At 71.9% G+C, this 20,893-nt stretch carries 2 protein-coding genes; both read right to left on the bottom strand.

Going from position 1 to position 20,893, the window contains the following annotated elements; genetic code table 11:
- Window positions 1–28: 28 nt before the first annotated feature.
- Window positions 29–9,754, bottom strand: a complete 9,726-nt coding sequence (locus tag Sdi02f_RS00420) for a non-ribosomal peptide synthetase (RefSeq protein WP_108932479.1) — start codon at window positions 9,752–9,754, stop codon at window positions 29–31.
- A complete protein-coding gene (locus Sdi02f_RS00415) occupies window positions 9,747–20,597 on the bottom strand; it encodes a non-ribosomal peptide synthetase (RefSeq protein ID WP_159107619.1) in 10,851 nt (3,616 codons plus the stop codon). The genes Sdi02f_RS00420 and Sdi02f_RS00415 overlap by 8 nt, the downstream gene beginning before the upstream one ends.
- Between the last annotated feature and the right edge of the window lie 296 nt (window positions 20,598–20,893).

The raw sequence follows: 20,893 nt of genomic DNA, 5'->3' as shown, positions 1-20,893 counted from the left end.
CGCGGTGCACGGTGCGCGCCGGCGTTTCTCAGAGCAGGTCGAACAGTTCCGCCGCGTCCGCCTCCGCGTCGTCGCCCTCCTCGACGCTCTGGTCGATGACCCGGGCGAGCGCTTCGACCGTCCGGTTCTGGAAGACCGAGGTGAGCATGAGCGTGACGCCCCACCGGTCCTGCACCTCGGTGGCCATGGAGGCGACGAGGAGGGAGTGGCCGCCGAGGGCGAAGAAGTCGTCCCGTGCGCCGACCCGTTCGAGGCCGAGGAGCCGGGCCCACAGCTCGGCCAGGGCCCGCTCCGTCCCGGTCGTCGGCGCGACGTAGGTGTCGTCGGCCCGGGTCTGCCGGACGACGTCGGAGAGCGCGGGCAGGGCCTTGCGGTCCACCTTGCCGTTGGCGGTGAGGGGGAACTCGTCCAGGGCCACGAAGTAGGCGGGCACCATGTACTCGGGCAGCCGTTCGAGCAGGGCCGCCCGCAGTTCCTCGGGGCCGGGCCGGTCCGCGGGCGCGAGGTCGGGCTGCCAGGTGACGAAGGCCGTCAGCCGTTTGTCCGCGGCGGTGACCTCGTGGACGACGACCAGGCAGGAGCGGACGGCCGGGTGCTCGGCCAGGACTGCCTCGATCTCCCCGATCTCGATGCGGTAGCCCCGGATCTTGATCTGGTGGTCCTTGCGGCCCACGTAGACGAGGGCGCCGTCGGGACGGTAGCGGGCCAGGTCACCGGTGGCGTAGAGGCGCCCTTCGCCGAACGGGTCGGCGACGAAGCGTTCCGCGGTGAGGTCGGGGCGGCCCAGGTAGCCGCGGGCCAGCTGCACGCCGCCGATGAACAGTTCGCCGACGACGCCGTCGGGCACCGGTTCCATCGCGGCGTCGAGGACGTACAGGCGGGTGTTGGCGACGGGGTGGCCGATGGGGACGGTGGCCGGGTCCGGCGTGTCGTCGCACTCCCAGAAGCTGACGTCGACCGACGCCTCGGTGGGACCGTAGAGGTTGTGCAGCCGGGCGTCCGGCAGGGTCCGCCGGAACTCGTCCCGCACCTCGGGCGGCAGCGCCTCGCCGCTGCACATCACGTGCCGGACGCCCCGGCACCGCTCGGGGACGGTCGGCTGCTGGAGGAAGGCCTGCAGCATCGAGGGGACGAAGTGCAGGACGCCGATGCCCTGCCGTTCGATCAGGTCGGCCAGGTAGGCCGGGTCCCGGTGGCCCTCGGGGCGGGCGAGGTGCAACTGCACGCCGGTGATCAGCGGCCAGAAGAACTCCCAGACCGACACGTCGAAGCTGTACGGGGTCTTCTGCAGGACCCGGTCGTCCGCCTCGAGGCCGTAGGCGTCCTGCATCCACAGCAGGCGGTTGCAGATGCCCCGGTGGGACAGCATCGCGCCCTTGGGGCGGCCGGTGGACCCGGAGGTGTAGATGACGTAGGCCAGACCGTCGGGGTGCACGGTGACGTCCAGCGGTTCCGGGCCGGCGTCCGGCCATGAGCCCTCGTCCGGACCGAGTTCGAGCAGGCGGACGCCGTCGGCGCCGTCCCCGGCGCCCAGGAAGCCGGCCTCGTCCCGGGTGTCCGGCTGGGTCAGGACGAGCCGCACCCCGGCGTCGCCGGCCATGTGGGCGAGCCGTTCCCTCGGGTGGTCCGGGTCCAGCGGGACGTAGGCCCCGCCGGCCTTGAGGACGGCGAGCAGTGAGGTCACCAGGTCGGGGGAGCGTCGCATGCAGACCCCGACGCGGCTCTCCGGTCCCACCCCCAGGTCGCGCAGGGTCCGGGCCAGCCGGTCGGCCCGCCGGTCGAGCGCGGCGTAGGTCAGGTGCCCGTCCTCGTGGGACAGGGCCACGCGGTCGGGCGTGCGGCGGACCTGTTCGGCGAAGAGGCCCTGGAGGGTGGCGGGCCGCAGCGCGGCCGGGTCGTCGGTGGCGTTGCGCTCCCGCAGGATGCGCTCGCGTGCCTCCCGCGGCAGCAGCGGCAGCCGTGCGACGGGCGTGCGCGGTGCGGCCAGGGCGGCGGTGAGCAGGGTGCGCAGGTGCTCCTGCATGCCGGCGACGGTGTCCCGCTCGAAGAGGTCGGTGCTGTACTCGAAGGTGCAGCTCAGCCGCCCGTCGCGCCGCTGGATGCTCATGCCGAGGTCGAACTTGGCGACGCCGACGCCGTCGTCGGTCACGTCGTGGATCCAGGCGGGCTGCCGGGAGTCGGGCAGTTCCTCGAAGAGTTTGTCCAGTCCGGTGAACATCACCTGGAAGACGGGGCTGTAGCTGAGGCTGCGTTCGGGCCTGAGCTCCTCGACGATGCGGTCGAAGGGGACCTCCTGCCGGCTCTGCGCCTCCAGGAGCTTCCAGCGCACCTGGTCGAGGACGTCCGCGAAGTCGGGGTCGCCCGCCAGGTCCACCGAGAGCGCGACGGTGTTGACGAGGAACCCGATCATGGGCTCGGTCTCGACCCGTCCGCGGCCCGCGACCGGGATACCGATGACCACCTTGTCCTGCCCGCTGTAGCGGGAGAGCAGGACGGCGAAGGCGCTCAGCAGGGTGACGAAGTCCGTCGTCCGGTGCTCGACGCTCACCGTGCTCAGCCGCTCGCCGAGGTCCGCGGGAAGGGTGGCGGTGAGGTTGGCACCGCGGTAGCGCTGCACCGCCGGGCGGGGGTGGTCGGTCGGCAGCGAGATGAGCGCGGGCGCGTCGGCCAGTTGCTCCTTCCAGTACTCCAGGTGTGGCCGCAGGCGTTCCTCCTCCAGCCACTGCCGCTGCCACACCGCGTAGTCGGCGAACTGGAGGGCCGGCGGCTCGGGCGGTGTGGCGCCGGGGTCGCCGAGGAGGTCGTACAGCCGCAGCAGCTCCTCGTTGAGGAGACCCACCGAGTAGCCGTCGAAGACCGCGTGGTGGGCGCTGAAGGCCAGCAGGGACTCGTCGCCGGGCAGGTGGATCAGCAGGGTGCGGAAGAGCGGCCCGCGGACGAGGTCGAAGGTCTCCAGCCACAGCTCGCGGGTGACGGCGCGCACCGCCTCCGCCCGCCGCCCGGACGGTTCGGCCGACAGGTCGGCCTCGCTCAGCACGACGGTCCCGGTCGGGGCGATCTCCTGCCAGAGGCGTCCTCGGCTCTCCCGGAACGTGGTCCGCAGCACCTCGTGGCGCGCGATCAGCGCCGCCAGGGCCCGCTCCAGCCGTGCGGGGTCCGTCGGCCCGTCCCGGTGCAGCAGCCAGCCCACCGTGTAGAGCGGGCTGTCGGGCACCAGCCGGTCCATGTACCACAGGCGCTGCTGGTCGAAGGTGGCCGGGACGGGCTCGTCGCGGGGCACGGGGACCAGGTCGAGCGCGGGGTACGGCTGCCGTTCCCGGAGCAGGCGGTCCACTTCGTCGGCGACCTGGGCCAGCGCGGGCCGCTCGAACAGCACCCGCACCGGCAGGTCGACGCCGAACGCCTGCTGGACACGGGCGGTCACCTTCACGGCGAGGAGCGAGTGCCCGCCCAGGGAGAAGAAGTCGTCGTGCACGCCGACGGCGTCGTGGCCCAGCACGTCGGACCAGATGTCCGCCAGCCTCGCCTGTGTCGCGGTCCGGGGCAGCGATGCCCCGGTCGGGGCGGGCGCCGTGCTCTCGTCGGGCAGCGGCAGGGCCCGGCGGTTGAGCTTGCCGTTGCCCGTCAGCGGCAGTTCGCCGAGGGTGACGAAGGCCGAGGGCACCATGTACGAGGGCAGTTGCTCCTTCAGGTGGGCCCGCAGGGTTGCTTCGAGGTCCGGGGCGTCCGGTCCGCTCCCGGGCGCCGGCACCACGTAGCCGACGAGCCGTTTGCCGGTGCCGTCGGGCTGGGCGAGCACCGCGCAGTTCGCCACCAGCGGGTGCTGTTCGAGTACGGCCTCGATCTCGCCCAGTTCGATCCGGAAGCCGCGGATCTTCACCTGGCCGTCGATGCGCTCGATGAACTCGATGTTCCCGTCGGGGAGATAACGGACCAGGTCGCCGCTGCGGTAGAGGCGCCCGCCCGGCTCGCCGCCGAACGGGTCGGCGACGAAGTACTCGGCGGTCAGGTCGGGGCGGTTCAGGTAGCCGCGGGTCACGCCCGCGCCACCGATCCAGAGTTCGCCGGGCACGCCGGGCGGTACGGGACACAGGTACGGGTCGAGGACGTAGAACCGTGCGTTGGTGATCGGCCGGCCGATGTGGATGAGGTCCAGGTTCTCGTCGGTGCGGGTGCCGGTGGCGAAGATCGTGGTCTCGGTCGGCCCGTAGACGTTGAAGAAGGTGCGGCCCGGCGCCCAGGTCCGGATGAGGTCCGCCGAGTACGCCTCCCCGCCGACGACCAGGGTGCGCAGCCGGGGCAGCGGGTCGTCGGTCGGCAGCGTGGCGAGGGCGCCCGGTGTGAAGTTCAGGCTCTCGATGGCCCGCTCGGACAGGATCTGCTGCAGGTCGGCGCCGATCATGCGGGTCCCGGGCGCCGGTATGTGCAGCGTTCCGCCGGTCACGAGCGGCAGGACGATCTCCCAGACGGAGAAGTCGAAGCTCGTGGAGGCGACCTGGAGGACGTTCTGCCGCCGGTCGAAGCACGGGTGGCGGCGGATCCAGGGCAGCACGTGCTGCAGGTTGCGGTGCGCGACCATGACGCCCTTGGGGCGGCCGGTCGATCCCGAGGTGTAGATGATGTAGGCCAGGTTCCGGGGGCCCGCCTCCGACACGGGCGCCGTCCTCGGGCCGGCGGCCACGGCTGCCCAGTCGGTGTCCAGGCACAGGGGCGCCGGGGCGCCGTCGGGCGGTTCGGGCAGCCTGGGCAGCAGGTGACGCTGGGTGAGCATCAGGCGCAGCCGCGAGTCCTCCACGACGTAGCGCATGCGGTCGAGGGGGTAGCGGGGGTCGATGGGCACGTAGGCGCCGCCCGCCTTCAGGATGCCGAGCAGGCCGACGATGCCCTCCAGGGAGCGGTCCAGGCAGAGTCCGACGAGTACGTCGGGGCCGACGCCGCGGTCACGCAGCCAGTGCGCGAGCTGGTTGGCGCGGGCGTCGAGTTCGGCGTAGGTGAGGTGCCCGTCCTCGTGGACCACGGCCACCGAGTCGGGTGTCCGGCGCGCCTGTTCGGCGATCAGGTCGTGCAGCATGACGTCCTCGACGGGCGCGGTGGACTCGCTGCTCCATTCGTTCAGCGCCCGGGCCAGCTCGGCGTCGGTGAGCAGGCTCACCTGGGCGAGGCTCTTGTCGGCCCCGGTCACCAGCTCGCGGCAGAGCTGCTTGAGGTGCCCGGTCATCGCCTCGACCGCGCGCCCGTCGAACCGGCGCGGGTCGTGGAGGAGGTTGATGCCGAGGCGTTCGCCCACCGTGATCACGGCGTTGAGCGGGTAGTGGGTCTGCTCCTTCGAGCCGAGCGCCTCCAGTCGCAGGGCGGCCCCGGCGTCGGTGTCCCCCTCGGGGTAGTTCTCGAAGACGAACAGGGTCTCGAAGAGGGGTGTGCCCGTGGGCAGGCCGCTCCAGCGCTGGACCTCGCTCAGCGGGCTGTACTCGTACTGCCGCATCGCCAGGCTCTGCTCCTGCAGCTCCCTCAGCCAGGCGAGCACGGTCGTCTCCCCCGGCATCCGCACCCGCAGCGGGAGGGTGTTGATGAAGAGGCCGACCATGTCCTCGACGCCCTCGACGTCCGCCGGGCGTCCCGAGGCCACGGTGCCGAAGACGACGTCCTCGGTGCGGGCGTAGCGGCCCAGCAGCAGTGCCCAGCAGCCCTGGAGGACCGTGTTGAGCGTGAGCCGGTTGCGCAGGGCGAAGTCCTGCAGCTCAGCGGTCTCCGCCTCGTCCAGGAAGTCCTCCGCCCAGCGGTGGGGGACCGGCTCGTCCGGGGCCGCGGTGCCGGCGGCGGACGGGGTGCCCAGGTCGAGCAGGGTGGCGTCCTCGACGTCCTGGAGGGTGTGGCGCCAGTAGTCCTCGGCCTGCCGGAGGTCCTGCTCGCCGAGCCAGGCCACGTAGTCCCGGTAGGGACGCGGCGCGGGCCTGTCCAGCACACGCCCCTCCAGCAGGGCCCCGTACCACCGCACCGCGTCACCCAGGACGAGACTGATGCTCCAGCCGTCCAGGATCGTGTGGTGGGCACTCCACACCAGCTCGTACCTCTCCTCACCGGTACGGGCCAGCAGCATCCGCCACTGCGGAGCGTCCTCGGGCCCGAAACCCCGCGCCCGGTCTCCGGCCAGATACGCCTCCAGCCGCGCACGCTGCTCCTCGGCGCTCCCGTCACGCCAGTCGGCCACCTCCAGCGGGACCGGCAGATCCGCCCACACCAGTTGCAGCGCCCGGTTGTCCCCGGTGGTCCAGAACCCCGTCCGCAGGATCGGATGCCGGCGCATCACCTGCGCCCAGCTCTCCCGGAACACCCCGACGTCCAGCTTCTGTTGGAGGCGGAAGTGGTTCTGCACGTGGTAGAAGCCCTCGCCCCGGGCGTACTGGCTCTGGAACCACATCCCCTGCTGGACGGGGGTCTGCGGCAGGCAGTCCTCCAGGGGGCGGACGGTGGTGGCGTCCCGCCACGCCGGATGCCCGCGCAGAGCGGCCACCAGGTCGTCCACCTGCCGCTGGTCGAGACCGGACAGCTCCCAGTCGGACGGCGTGTACCCCTGCACCTGCGGACGCCGTGCCTCCTCGGCCAGCGCCGACAGCACGCCCAGCGTCCGCTCGGCCACCTCCCGCACCGTCTCCTCCCGGTGCGCCGACGGACTGTACGTCCACTGCATGCGCAGCCGCCCGTCCCGGACATGACCGACCACGTCGATCAGATACGGCCGCCGGTTCACCGGGGAGGTGTCGTAGCCGGCCATGCCCAGGGAGTCCGCGAAGCCGCCGGCGAAGGTGCCGTCGAACTGGCCCAGGTAGTTGAAGCTGATCTGGGCAGTGGTGACCGGGTCGATCCCGGGGGCGGCGCCGGAGGGCCCGTGGGCGAGGAGGCCGTGGCCGATGCCCTGCCTGGGCCGGGCCCGCAGGAGTTCCTTGATCTCCTTGAGCCCCTCCGCCGGACGGTCCGCCGCGGGCACCGGCAGGTCCAACGGCGAGATCGTGGTGAACCAGCCCGTCGTCCGCGACACATCCGTGTCCTCGAACAGGTCCTCCCGCCCGTGCCCCTCCACGTCCACCCGCACCCGGCCGCTCCCGCACCAGGCACCCACCGCCGACGCCACACCCGTCAGCAACGCGTCGTTGACCCGCGTCCCGAACACCGACGGCACGTCCCGCAGCAACGCCCGTGTCTCCGCCTCACCCAGCACCACCTCGACCACCCGGCCGCCACCCACGGTGTCGTCCTCGCCCGGGCCGTCCATGGGCACGGGGTGTGCGGGTGGGGCCGACTGCTGCTGCCAGTAGGGAAGTTCGGCCGCGGTCGTCTCGCTGCCGGCCTCCTCGGCCAGCCGGGCCGCCCACTGCCGCCACGAGCTCGTCTTCTGCGGCAGCACCAGGTCCTCACCCCGCCGGACCTGACCGCACAGCGTCTCCAGGTCCTCCAGGATCACCCGCCAGGACACGGCGTCGACCACGAGGTGGTGCGCGACGAGCAGCAGGCGCGGGGCGCGGTCGCCGGACAGGCCGGTGAACAGGACGGCGCGCAGCAGCGGGGACCGGGAGAGGTCCAGGCCGGCCTGGACGGCACCGGCGACCTCCAGCAACCGCGCCTCCCGCTCACCCTCGGGGTGGGCGGACAGGTCCTCGGTGTGCCAGGGAACCTCGTCCGGTACGGGGGTCAGTTCCGCCTGCCACGTGCCGTCCTCCTGGAAGAAGCGGGTGCGCAGTCCGTCGTGCTGCTCCAGCACCCGCCGCACCACCACCCGCCACTGCTCCGCCGACAGCCCCGCCTCCGCCTCCACCAGCACCGACTGGTTCACATGCCCCGGAACAGCGAAATCCTGAGCGAAGAACCACCGCTGCACCGGCGTCAACGCCACCCGACCCGTCACCACACCCTGCTCGGCCACCACCCCGGCCCCACCACGCAACTCCACCACCGGCGCCAACGCCGCAACCGACTGGAACTCGAACAACTGCTTCACCGAAAAAAACAGACCCAACTGCTTCGCCCGGAAAATCACCTGAAGACTCAGAATCGAATCCCCACCCAGAGCAAAGAAATTGTCGTGCACCCCCACCGGAACACCCGTCCCCAACACCTCACCCCACACCAGAGCAAGCTTCTCCTCCACCTCCGTCCGCGGCGCCACAAAACCACCCTCACCCGCCCCCAAACCCTCACCCAACAACCCCGACAACGCCGCCCGGTCCACCTTCCCACTCGGGCCCAAAGGCAACTCGTCCACCACAACAAACACCCCCGGCACCATGTACGCCGGCAACCGCTCCCCCACGAACGACCGCAACTCCTCACCCCCCACCCCACCAGCCACCACCACAAACGCCACCAACCGCCGCACCGCACCCTCCTCCTGCACCACCACCGCCACACCCCGCACCCCCGAATGCCGCGCCACCACCTCCTCGACCTCACCCAACTCGATCCGGAACCCCCGGATCTTCACCTGATCATCCACCCGCCCCAAAAACTCCACATTCCCATCAGGCAGAAAACGCGCCAGATCCCCCGTCCGATACAAACGACTCCCCGCACCACCGAACGGATTCGCCACGAACGCCTCGGCCGTCACATCCGGCCGCCCCAGATAACCACGCGCCAAACCCGCCCCACCCACATACAACTCCCCCGCCACACCCACCGGCTGGAGCTGGAGGCGGGAGTCGAGGACGTACATCTGCGCCCCGTCGATGGGGCGGCCGATGTGGACGCGTTCGAGGTCGGCGGTGTAGCGGGCGACGCTGACGGCGATGGTGGTCTCGGAGGGGCCGTAGCCGTTGAAGAAGAGCCGGCCGTCGGCCCAGGTGCGGACGAGTTCGCGCGGGCAGGCCTCGCCTCCGACCGAGACGCACGTCAGGAAGGGCAGGGTCTCGGCGGGCAGCGTGGCCAGGGCCGCCGGGGTGAGGTTGATGTTCTCGACGGCCTGCTCGGCCAGGAAGTCGGCGAGGTCGGTGCCGATCATCCGCAGCTCCGGCGGCGGCAGCACCAGTGTGCCGCCGGACAGGAGTGCGGCGCAGATCTCCCACACGGAGATGTCGAAGCTCAGGGGGGTGCCCTGGAGGACGCGTCTGGGGGTGTCCAGGCCGTAGTTCTCGTTCTGCCAGCGCGCGATGGGACGGATGCCGCGGTGGGTCACGGCCACACCCTTGGGCCGGCCCGTGGAACCGGAGGTGTAGATGACGTAGGCCAGGTCGTCCGCGGTCACGTCCGGGCCGGTCTCGCCGTCGGGCCACCGGTCCAGCTCGGGCCACAGGTCCTCGACGACCAGCACCCGCGCGTCCGTCTCCGGCAGTATGCCGAGCGTCGGCCGTCCCGCCAGCACGACGCCCAGCCGGGAGTCCTCGACCATGTGGGCCAGGCGCTCGCGCGGATAGGAGGGGTCCAGCGGCACGTACGCCGCGCCCGCCTTCACGACCGCCAGCAGCCCGACGACGCTCTCGATCGAGCGGGGGACGCACAGGCCCACCAGGCTGCCCCGTTCGACGCCCCGGTCGCGCAGCAGCGCGGCGAGTCGGTTCGCCCACCGGTCCAGGGCGGCGTAGCTGATCTGTGCCGCCCCTTGGGCGACGGCGATCCGGTCGGGGTTCCTGCGGGCCTGCGCGGAGAACAGCTCGTGCAGGGGGGCCGGCTTCTGGGCCTGCTCCTTGAGCTGCCGCAGGCGCAGACGGAGCACGGCCTGCTGCTCGGGGCTGAGGTTCTCGAGCTGAGGAAGCAGTTCACTCATGGTGGTCACTCGTCTCGGTAGCCGGGGCGGCGTGCGGGATCTGGGCCTGGAGATCGCTCGGCGACATGCCCTGAACTTCTGCGACGAGTTGTTCGAGAAGCTCGCGTTCTTCGGCGGTTCCGGCGGTTCCCGCCGCCAGCGCGGACAGGTCGAGGTCGGTCTCGTCCGTCCGTTGCAGGGGGACGGCGTTGCCCTGTCGGAGGATGTGGCGGCGTTCCTCGTCCGTCAGGACGCTGACGTCGCCCAGTCGCATGTCGGGCTCGCGCGTGAGCTGGGAGCAGACGCTGCCCAGGTGGCCGAGCATGCGCTCGATCGTCTCGGGGTCGAACCGTGCGGTGTCGTACTGGACGACGATCCGCAGACGTTGCTGCCCGGGCGGCAGGGTGGCCACCACCCCGAGCGGGTAGTTGATCCGTTCCTCGGAGCGGGTGAGGTCGTAGCGCAGGGCGGCCTCGTCGTCCTTGTCCACCGGGTAGTTCTCGAAGACGAACAGGGTCTCGAAGAGGGGGGCGCCGGCGGGCAGCCCGCTCCACTGCTGCACCTTGTTGAGCGGGCTGTACTCGTACTGCCTCATGCGCAGGTTCTGCTCCTGCAGCTCCCGCAGCCAGGCGAGCACGGTGCTCTGCGCGGGCATCCGCACCCGCAGCGGCAGTGTGTTGATGAAGAGGCCGACGGTCCGCTCGATGCCCTCGATCTCGGCCGGGCGACCCGAGGCCACGGTGCCGAAGACGACGTCCTCGCGGCCCGAGTAGCGGCCGACCAGCAGTGCCCAGCAGCCCTGGAGGACCGTGTTGAGGGTCAGTTGGCGGGTCTGGGCGAGTTCCTGCAGGCGCCGGGTCTCCTCCACGCCGAAGAGGAAGTCGTACTCGGCCTGCCCACCGGTCCCGGGCGGTTCGGACCGTCCGGCCGCGTGCCGCTCGATGCTGAGCGGTTCGGCCGGCTGGACGTCCTGGAGGGTGCGGCGCCAGTAGTCCTCGGCCTGCCGGAGGTCCTGCTCGCCGAGCCAGGCCACGTAGTCCCGGTAGGGACGCGGCGCGGGCCTGTCCAGCACACGCCCCTCCAGCAGGGCCCCGTACCACCGCACCGCGTCACCCAGGACGAGACTGATGCTCCAGCCGTCCAGGATCGTGTGGTGGGCACTCCACACCAGCTCGTACCTCTCCTCACCGGTACGGGCCAGCAGCATCCGCCACTGCGGAGCGTCCTCGGGCCCGAAACCCCGCGCCCGGTCTCCGGCCAGATACGCCTCCAGCCGCGCACGCTGCTCCTCGGCGCTCCCGTCACGCCAGTCGGCCACCTCCAGCGGGACCGGCAGATCCGCCCACACCAGTTGCAGCGCCCGGTTGTCCCCGGTGGTCCAGAACCCCGTCCGCAGGATCGGATGCCGGCGCATCACCTGCGCCCAGCTCTCCCGGAACACCCCGACGTCCAGGTGCTGACCGATGCTCAGGATGAGCTGGACGTGGTAGACGCCCTCACCGTGCGCGAACTGGCTCTGGAACCAGAGCCCCTGCTGGACGGGGGTCTGCGGCAGGCAGTCCTCCAGGGGGCGGGCGGTGGTGGCGTCCCGCCACGCCGGATGCCCGCGCAGAGCGGCCACCAGGTCGTCCACCTGCCGCTGGTCGAGACCCGACAACTCCCAGTCGGACGGCGTGTACCCCTGCACCTGCGGACGCCGTGCCTCCTCGGCCAGCGCCGACAGCACGCCCAGCGTCCGCTCGGCCACCTCCCGCACCGTCTCCTCCCGGTGCGCCGACGGACTGTACGTCCACTGCATGCGCAGCCGCCCGTCCCGGACATGACCGACCACGTCGATCAGATACGGCCGCCGGTTCACCGGCGCCCAGTCCGGGCCCGCCGTACCGGACGACGCGGCGAAGCTGCCGGCGAACGACCCGTCGAACTGGCCCAGGTAGTTGAAGCTGATCTGCGCGGGTTCGGCCCCGTGCAGGGGGGAATCGGCACCTCCGTACGCGAGGAGGCCGTGGCCGATGCCCTGTCTGGGCCGGGCCCGCAGGAGTTCCTTGATCTCCTTGAGCCCCTCCGCCGGACGGTCCGCCGCGGGCACCGGCAGGTCCAACGGCGAGATCGTGGTGAACCAGCCCGTCGTCCGCGACACGTCCGTGTCCTCGAACAGGTCCTCCCGCCCGTGCCCCTCCACGTCCACCCGCACCCGGCCGCTCCCGCACCAGGCACCCACCGCCGACGCCACACCCGTCAGCAACGCGTCGTTGACCCGCGTCCCGAACACCGACGGCACGTCCCGCAGCAACGCCCGCGTCTCCGCCTCACCCAGCACCACCTCGACCACCCGGCCGCCACCCACGGTGTCGTCCTCGCCCGGACCGTCCATGGGCACGGGGTGTGCGGGCGGGGCCGACTGCTGCTGCCAGTAGGGCAGTTCGGCCGCGGTCGTCTCGCTGCCGGCCTCCTCGGCCAGCCGGGCCGCCCACTGCCGCCACGAACTCGTCTTCTGCGGCAGCACCAGGTCCTCACCCCGCCGGACCTGACCGCACAGCGTCTCCAGATCCTCCAGGATCACCCGCCACGAGACGACGTCGACCACGAGGTGGTGCGCGACGAGGAGGAGTTTCCGCCCTCCGTCCTCCAGGCCGGTGAACAGGACGGCGCGCAGCAGCGGGGACCGGGAGAGGTCCAGGCCGGCCTGGACGGCACCGGCGACCTCCAGCAACCGCGCCTCCCGCTCACCCTCCGGGCACCCCGACAGGTCCTCGACCCGCAACGGCGTCTCCTCGGGCATCCCGGTCAGCTCGGCGCACCAGGCACCGTCCTCCTGGAAGAAGCGGGTGCGCAGTCCGTCGTGCTGCTCCAGCACCCGCCGCACCACCACCCGCCACTGCTCCGCCGACAGCCCCGCCTCCGCCTCCACCAGCACCGACTGGTTCACATGCCCCGGAACAGCGAAATCCTGAGCGAAGAACCACCGCTGCACCGGCGTCAACGCCACCCGACCCGTCACCACACCCTGCTCGGCCACCACCCCGGCCCCACCACGCAACTCCACCACCGGCGCCAACGCCGCAACCGACTGAAACTCGAACAACTGCTTCACCGAAAAAAACAGACCCAACTGCTTCGCCCGGAAAATCACCTGAAGACTCAGAATCGAATCCCCACCCAGAGCAAAGAAATTGTCGTGCACCCCCACCGGAACACCCGTCCCCAACACCTCACCCCACACCAGAGCAAGCTTCTCCTCCACCTCCGTCCGCGGCGCCACAAAACCACCCTCACCCGCCCCCAAACCCTCACCCAACAACCCCGACAACGCCGCCCGGTCCACCTTCCCACTCGGGCCCAAAGGCAACTCGTCCACCACAACAAACACCCCCGGCACCATGTACGCCGGCAACCGCTCCCCCACGAACGACCGCAACTCCTCACCCCCCACCCCACCAGCCACCACCACAAACGCCACCAACCGCCGCACCGCACCCTCCTCCTGCACCACCACCGCCACACCCCGCACCCCCGAATGCCGCGCCACCACCTCCTCGACCTCACCCAACTCGATCCGGAACCCCCGGATCTTCACCTGATCATCCACCCGCCCCAAAAACTCCACATTCCCATCAGGCAGAAAACGCGCCAGATCCCCCGTCCGATACAAACGACTCCCCGCACCACCGAACGGATTCGCCACAAACGCCTCGGCCGTCACATCCGGCCGCCCCAGATAACCACGCGCCAAACCCGCCCCACCCACATACAACTCCCCCGCCACACCCACCGGCACCGGCTGAAGCAGGCCGTCCAGCACGTAGGCCTGGGTGTTGTCGAGCGGCCGGCCGATGGGGAGCACAGTGGGCGTGGGGTCCTGCGGTTCGATGCGGTGGCAGGTGGCGAAGGTCGTCGTCTCCGTCGGTCCGTAGACGTCCACGACCACCAGGCCCGGGCACGCCTCGCGGACCCTGCGCACCGCCTCGGTCCGTACCGCTTCGCCCCCGGTCCACACCTCCGCCAGGCCCGCGAAGCAGCCCGGGTCCTGCTCGGCGAAGAGGTGGAACAGCGCGGCCGTGAGGAACACGGCCGTGACCTCGTGCCGGGCGACCAGCTCGCGCAGCGCCTCGGCGGTCAGCGCGGTCTGCGGCGCGACCACCGTCCGGCCGCCGGACAGCAGCGGCGTCCAGACCTCGTGGGTGGAGGCGTCGAAGGCCTGCGGCGAGTGCATGAGGACGCGCTCGTGTCCCTGGGCGAAGCGGCTGTCCAGCGCCAGGGCGACCACGTCGGCGTGGGTCACGGCCACGCCCTTGGGCCGGCCCGTGGAACCGGAGGTGTAGATGACGTAGGCCAGGTCGTCCGCGGTCAGGTCCGGGCCGGATTCGCCGTCGGGCCACCGGTCCAGCTCGGGCCACAGGTCCTCGACGACCAGCACCCGCGCGTCCGTCTCCGGCAGCGCGCCGGCCGCCGAACGCTCGGTCAGGACGACCCGCAGTCCGGCGTCCTCGGCCATGTGGCCCAGGCGCTCGCGCGGATAGGAGGGGTCCAGCGGCACGTACGCCGCGCCCGCCTTCACGACCGCCAGCAGGGCGACGACGCTCTCGACGGAGCGCGACAGGCACAGCCCGACGAGGCTCTCGCGCCGGACGCCGCGGTCCCGCAGCAGTGCGGCGAGGCGGTTCGACCGCAGGTCGAGGTCGCGGTAGGTGGCCCGGCGGTCGCCGTCCACGATCGCCGTCCGGTCCGGGGTCCGACGCGCCTGTTCGCGGAACCGCGCCGGGAGGGACACCGGCGCGAGCGCCGCCGGGTTGCGGGGCCCGCGGCTCCGCTCCACGATCCGGTCGCGCTCGGCGGCGTCGACGAGCGGCAGGTCCCCGACGCGCTGTCCGGGGTCGGCCAGCGCGGCCTGGACGAGCACCTCGAAGCGGTCGGCCATGCGCGCGACCGTCTCGGCGGTGAACAGGTCGGTGGAGTACTCGAATCCGTAGTGCATGCCCTCCGGTGCCGACTGGATCATGAGGGTGAGGTCGAAGCGGGAGACGCCGACGCTCATGCCCTCGGCGATCAGGCTGTGCATCCACGGCCTGGGCTGCACCAGGGCCGACGGGTGGTCGAGGAGGGGCAGGCTCTCGTCGGCGAACATCACCTGGAAGACCGGGTTGTGGCCCAGGCTCCGGGCCGGCCGGAGCGCGTCGACCAGCCGCTCGAAGGGGACCTCCTGGTGGCTCTGGGCGTCGAACAGCCGCCTGCGGACCTGGAGCAGGACGTCCTCGAAGGTCGGGTTGTCGCGCAGGTCCACCCGGAGGGCGATCGTGTTGACCAGGAACCCGATCATGGATTCCAGTTCGACGTGGTTGCGGTTGGCGATCGGCACCCCGATGACCAGGTCGTCCTGGCCGCTGTGCCGCGCCAGGAAGACCGCGTAGGCGCTGAGCGTGGTGATGTAGGTGGTGACCTGGTAGTCGCGGCTCAGTTCCGCGATCCGGCGGGTCGCCTCCGGCGTCAGCTGCCGCCTGAGGAAGTCGCCGCGCAGGCTCTGCACCTCCGGTCGCGGGAAGTCCGTGGGCAGGGTGAGGAGTTCGGGCGCCCCGGCGAGCTGCCGGCGCCAGTGCTCCAGCTGGTGCCCGAGCCGCTCCTCCTCCAGCAGGCCCTGCTGCCACACCGCGTAGTCGGCGTACTGGACGGCGAGGTCGGGCAGCGGGCACGGTTCGCCGGCGTCGAGGGCCCGGCAGATCTCCAGGAACTCCTGGCCGAAGACGCCGATCGAGTAGCCGTCGAAGACCAGGTGGTGGGCGCTGAGCGCCAGGATCTGCTCCGTCGGCGACCACGTGACGAGCAGCGCCCGCAGCAGGGGCCCCTCGACCAGGTCGAACGGCTGGTCCCACCACTGGCGGATCTCGTCCCGGGTGCGCTGTTCGCTCTCGTCCTCGGGGAGACCGGACAGGTCCAGCGTGGGTACCTCGACGGCGCACCCGTCGCCGACGACCTGCCAGACCCGGCCGTCGCGTTCGCGGAAGGTCGTGCGCAGGGGTTCGTGCCGGCGCAGCATGTGTCCGAGCGCCTCGCCGATCACCGGGGCGCCGAGGGACGCCGGCAGGGGGACGAGCCAGTTGACGGTGTAGGAGGTGGTTCCGGGGCTCATCCGGTCGATGAACCACAGCCGCTGCTGGTCGAAGGTGGCGGGCAGCTCGCCGTCCCGGGGGACGGGGACGAGGGGGCGGGCCGGCTGCGGCTGCCGCTCGTCCTGGCGCCGCCGTATCTCGCGGGCGACCTCGGCGATCGTCGGGAGGTCGAAGAAGAGGCGGACCGGCACCTCCAGCGAGAACACCTGCCGGATGCGGGCCGCGAGCTGCACGGCGAGCAGCGAGTGTCCGCCCAGTTCGAAGAAGTCGTCGAGGACGCCGACGGGTGAGCGGTCGAGGATCTGCTCCCACATCGAGACGAGGAGTGCCTCGGTGGTGGTGCGGGCCGGCAGCGCCGCGGTCGCTCCCGCGGTCCTGGACGCCTGCGGGAGCAGCAGCGCGCGCCGGTCCAGCTTGCCGCTGGAGGTGACGGGGAGGAAGTCGAGCGGCACCAGGTCGGAGGGCACCATGTAGCCGGGGAGCCGCTCGGCGAGGTGGGCGTGCAGCCGCGGTACCAGGAGGTACTGGATCTCGGCCTTGAGGGGCTGGTTGGCGTACCGCGACCAGTCGTGCTCCTCCTGCTCCTCCGGACCCTCGCCGGGTGCCGTCGGGACGACGAACCGGGCGGCGTCCGGGGCCGGTTCCGTGCCGACGCGGGTCAGCAGGACGTCGTAGCCGCCGTCGCCGCCGTGCCGGCTCCAGTCGGGTGCGGCCAGGTAGCCGGCCTGCTCGGCGAGTTCGCGCAGCTCCTGCGGGTCGACGCCGTCGGCGGGCCGGTCCTGGGCGCGCCAGGCCCCGACGGTTTCCAGGCCGGCGCCGCTCTTCAGCCAGCGCAGGGTGCGCACGGCCTCCTCGACGCGTGCGTTGGGCACGTTGCGCAGCCGCAGCCGGTCGGGGCCGGCGGCGAGCAGCTCCCGCAGGGCCGCGGTGCCGAGGCGGTCGGCGGTCCAGTCGTGCTCGGGGCAGTCGGGCGCCGCGGTGGCGGCGTCCGGGAGGGGCTGCGCGACGTGCAGGACCACCTGGTAGCGGAACATCGACATCTCGTTGAGGTGGCGTGCGCCCTTGGGCCGTACCTCCACCCGGCGGATCCGGCCGGAGCGGGCCGCCCAGGCGTGGAAGAAGGCCGGGTCGAGCGTCAGCTCCTCCTCCTGGCGCACACGCTGCTGGACGCGCTGCCACAGCTCCGCCCGGGTGGTGGCGTCCGGGGCGCGGTCCGCCTCGACGGCCGCGTGGAAGGCGTCGAGCAGCGGGAGGCTCCGTACGTCGCCGACGATGATCCGTCCGCCGTCGCCGACCCGCGACAGTGCCTGGTCCAGGACGCGGACCAGGTAGTCCACGTCGGGGAAGTACTGGACGACGGAGTTGACGACGACGGTGTCGACCGGCTCCAGGGGGAGGTCGCCGACGGCGTCGGCCTCGCACCGGTGCAGGACGACCGCGTCCTTGAGGTCCGGGCGGTCGTCGAGGCGGCCGCGGACGGAGGCGAGGGCGGTGGTGGAGAAGTCCGTGCCGTAGTACCGCCGGCATTCCCCGGCGAGCGGGAAGAGCAGCAGGCCGGTGCCGCAGCCGATCTCCAGGACGGCGCGCGGCCGGTGGGCGCGGATGAGCCGGACCGTGTCCTCCTGCCAGTCCCGCATCTCCTCCGCGGGGAGGGGCAGACCGGTGAAGCTGCTGTTCCAGCCGGAGAAGTCGTTGCCGTCCGCGGACTCCTTCGCCGCGTCGGCGTCGAAGGAGTCGTAGACCTCGCGCCAGCGTTCGACCCGCTTGTCGGCGAGCGGATCGTCGCCGTCGCGGTGGCCGTCGTTGTCCAGTTCCCGCACGAGGGAGCGGGCGCGGCTCGGGTCCAGCACCACGTAGCTCACCAGCGACCGGTCGCCGGACCGGTCCTCGCGGACGATCGTGGCCGCGTCCCGGACCACGGGGTGTTCGTTCAGGGTGCTGTCGATCTCGCCCAGTTCGATGCGGTAGCCGCGGATCTTGACCTGGGAGTCGGTGCGTCCGAGGAACTCCAGGTTGCCGTCCGGGCGCCAGCGCGCCATGTCGCCCGTCTTGTACAGGCGTTCTCCGGGGGAACCGGCGAACGGCGACGGGAGGTACTTGGACGCCGTCAGGCCGGGCTCGTTCGCGTATCCGGAGCTGAGGCAGGGGCCGCCGATGTACAGGTCGCCCGGCACGTCGAGCGGGCAGGGGCGCAGGCTCTCGTCGAGGACGTAGTAGCGGGCGTTCTGGATGGGCCTGCCGTAGGGGATGCTCTTCCACTCGGGGTCGACGTCCGCGACGGGGAAGAAGTTCGACCAGACGGTCGCCTCGGTGGCTCCGCCGAGGCCGACGACCCGCACGGCGGGGAACACGGTCCGCATCAGGTCCGGCGAGTGGACCGGGATCCAGTCCCCGCTCATGAAGATCAGGCGCAGGGTACGGGAGACGACCCGGTGGGCGCCGTCGCCGTCGGTGGGGAGCAGGGGGACCAGTTGCATCAGGGCCGCGGGGGCCGAGTCCCAGAAGGTGATGGGCTCGTCGGCGAGGCGGCGCAGCAGGGCGGCCGGTTCCTGGATCTCCTCACCGGTGGCGATCCGGATCGATCCGCCGGCGGCGAGGATGCCGAAGACGTCGTAGACGGAGAGGTCGAAGGTGAGCGCCGTCACGAACAGGATCCGGTCGTCGGGGCCGACGCCGAAGGTGGTGTTGACCCATTCGATCAGGTTCACGGCCGGGGCGTGGGCCACCGTGACGCCCTTCGGCGTGCCCGTGGAGCCGGAGGTGAAGATGACGTAGGCCAGGTCGTCGGCGGTGGCCCGGCGGGGAAGGCCGTCGCGGGGCATGTCCGCGAGCGCCTCGGCGCCGTGCAGGGCGGGGTGCCCGTCGGCCGGGAGGTCCGGGTCCGGGGCGTCGCCGGGGTCGAGGCACAGGAGGTGCGCGAGGTCGGGCACGCCGTCCTCGGACAGCAGGCGGGGCACGAGGGAGTGCTGGGTGAGGACGCAGGTGGTCTTCAGCGCGTTGACGATCCAGTGCCAGCGTTTGACGGGGGCGTTGACGTCCAGCGGGACGTAGACGGCGCCGGCCTTGAGGATGCCCAGCAGGGCGGGGATCATCTCCGCGCGGCGTTCCAGGAGGATCGCGACGTGGTCGCCGCGGGCCACCCCGAGGCGGGTGAGGAGGTGCGCGATCTGGTTGGCCCGCTCGTCGACCTCCCGGTACGTCCACCGCTCGTCCTGGAAGAGCAGGGCCAGGGCGTCGGGCGTGCGCCGCGCCTGCCGCTCGAAGAGCTCGTGGATGCACAGGTCCCGCGAGTAGGGGGTGTCGGTGTCGTTCCACTCGTGGACCAGCCGGTCGAACTCCGCGGGGGTGAGCAGCGCCAGCTCCCCGGTGCGGGCGTGGGGCCGGGCGGTGAGGTCGGTGAGGACGCGGCGCAGGTGGCCCGCGGCCCGCTCGGCGGTCGCCGCCGCGAGGCGCCGGGTGTCGTAGTGGAGGGTGAGCGCGAGGCGCCGGCCGGGGGTGGCGACCAGGCTCAGCGGGTAGGGGGCGTGGCTCTCCTCATGGACCCGGTTCATCCGCAGGGCTGGGCCGGGTTCGGTGGCGGCGCCGTCCTCGGCGCCCGTCCCGTCCTCCGCGTCCGTCCCGTCCCCGGCGTCCGTCCCGTCCCCGGTGTCCGCCCAGTCCTCCACCAGGACGACGGTCTCGAAGAGCGACTCGCCCGAGCCGATACCGCCGCACTGCTGGATCCGCACCAGGGGGTGGTACTCGTGCTCCCGGACGCGGGCGTACGTCTCCTGCAGCTCCCGCATCCACTCCGCCCAGGGCGCCTCGGACGGCATCCGGACGCGCAGCGGGAGGGTGTTGACGAGGAGCCCCACCAGGTCCTGCGCGCCGGGCAGTTCGGCCGGGCGGCCGGGGGTGGTCACGCCCAGGACGACGTCCTCGGAGGTGGTGTAGCGGCTGAGCAGGAAGGCCCAGGCGCCCTGGACGAGGGTGGTGAGGGTGAGGCCGTGGTCACGGCCCGCGGCACGCAGGGCGGTGGTCTCGCGCTCGTCCAGGACGACGGCCGCCTGTGCGTACCGGACCGTCGCCGGAGCACCGTCCGGCTCGCCGGCCGGTCCGGCCCCGGCCCCGGCGGAGGCCGGGGCCGGGGACTCGACGGGCAGCGGATCGGCCGCCTCGGCCTCCCGCAACTCCTCGCGCCAGAAGGCCTCGGCCCGGTCGCTGTCCTGCCCGCCGCGCCAGTCGGCGTACGCCTCGAACGGGGTGGGCGCCGGGAGGTCCAGGGGCGTTCCCGCGAGCAGCGCACCGTAGGTCCGCTCCACCTCGCGCAGCACCGTCTCCTGGCCGCGCCCGTCCGTCAGCACGTAGTGCAGGCTCCACAGAACCTGGTACCGCGCCTGCTCCAGGCGGGCCACGTGCAGCCGCCACAACGGCGCCCGGTCCAGGGCGAACCCCCGTTCGTGGTCCTCGCGCAGCAGGGCCCTTCGCCGTTCGGCCACCTGCTCCTCGTCGAGTCCGCGCCAGTCCTCGTGGACCAGGGGTACCTCCACGCGCTTGAGCACGGTGCGCGACGGCCCCTCGCCGGTGGGGTCGGGGAAGCAGGTCCGCAGCGCCGCGTGCCGGGCCGCCACCGCCGCCCAGGAGCGGCGGAAGAGGTCGGGATCGATGTCCCGGGCGACGTCGAGAAGGACCTGTGTGTGAAAAAGGCCGGCTCCTTCTCCGTGGCGGGATTGGAAGAGAATCCCCTGCTCGGTGGGCGACGCCGGGCAGGAAGTCTCCACCTCCCGGTCTTCCGGGAAGACAGGGAGGTTTTCTGCCGAGTTACGAGAAGTACTCAAGACCACAATCCCCTGGAGTCATGAACGATGGCACGCGCCTGCGATCCGGTCCCGAACGGGGGTGCGCCCCCGGCGGACAAAGACCCGAATCAAAACCGGATCCCGATGTTCCGACCAGTAGCGCACTGAACCCGTACCGGCCGGGGCACGCGATGGTGAATCCGTTCTTCCCGGTCCGAAAATCGCGTCGGCGCGCCCTTTCGGCCGGCGTCCGACGGCGTCGGCTGTCCCGGTGTCAG

Source organism: Streptomyces ardesiacus (genome assembly GCF_003112575.1).
Classification (GTDB): Bacteria; Actinomycetota; Actinomycetes; order Streptomycetales; family Streptomycetaceae; genus Streptomyces; species Streptomyces ardesiacus.
This window is presented reverse-complemented; position numbering and strand designations above follow the sequence as displayed.

What these genes read in the sequence shown, in the direction of transcription:
- Sdi02f_RS00420 (WP_108932479.1), bottom strand. Translation starts at nt 9,754, where the DNA reads ATGAGTGAACTGCTTCCTCAGCTCGAGAACCTCAGCCCCGAGCAGCAG.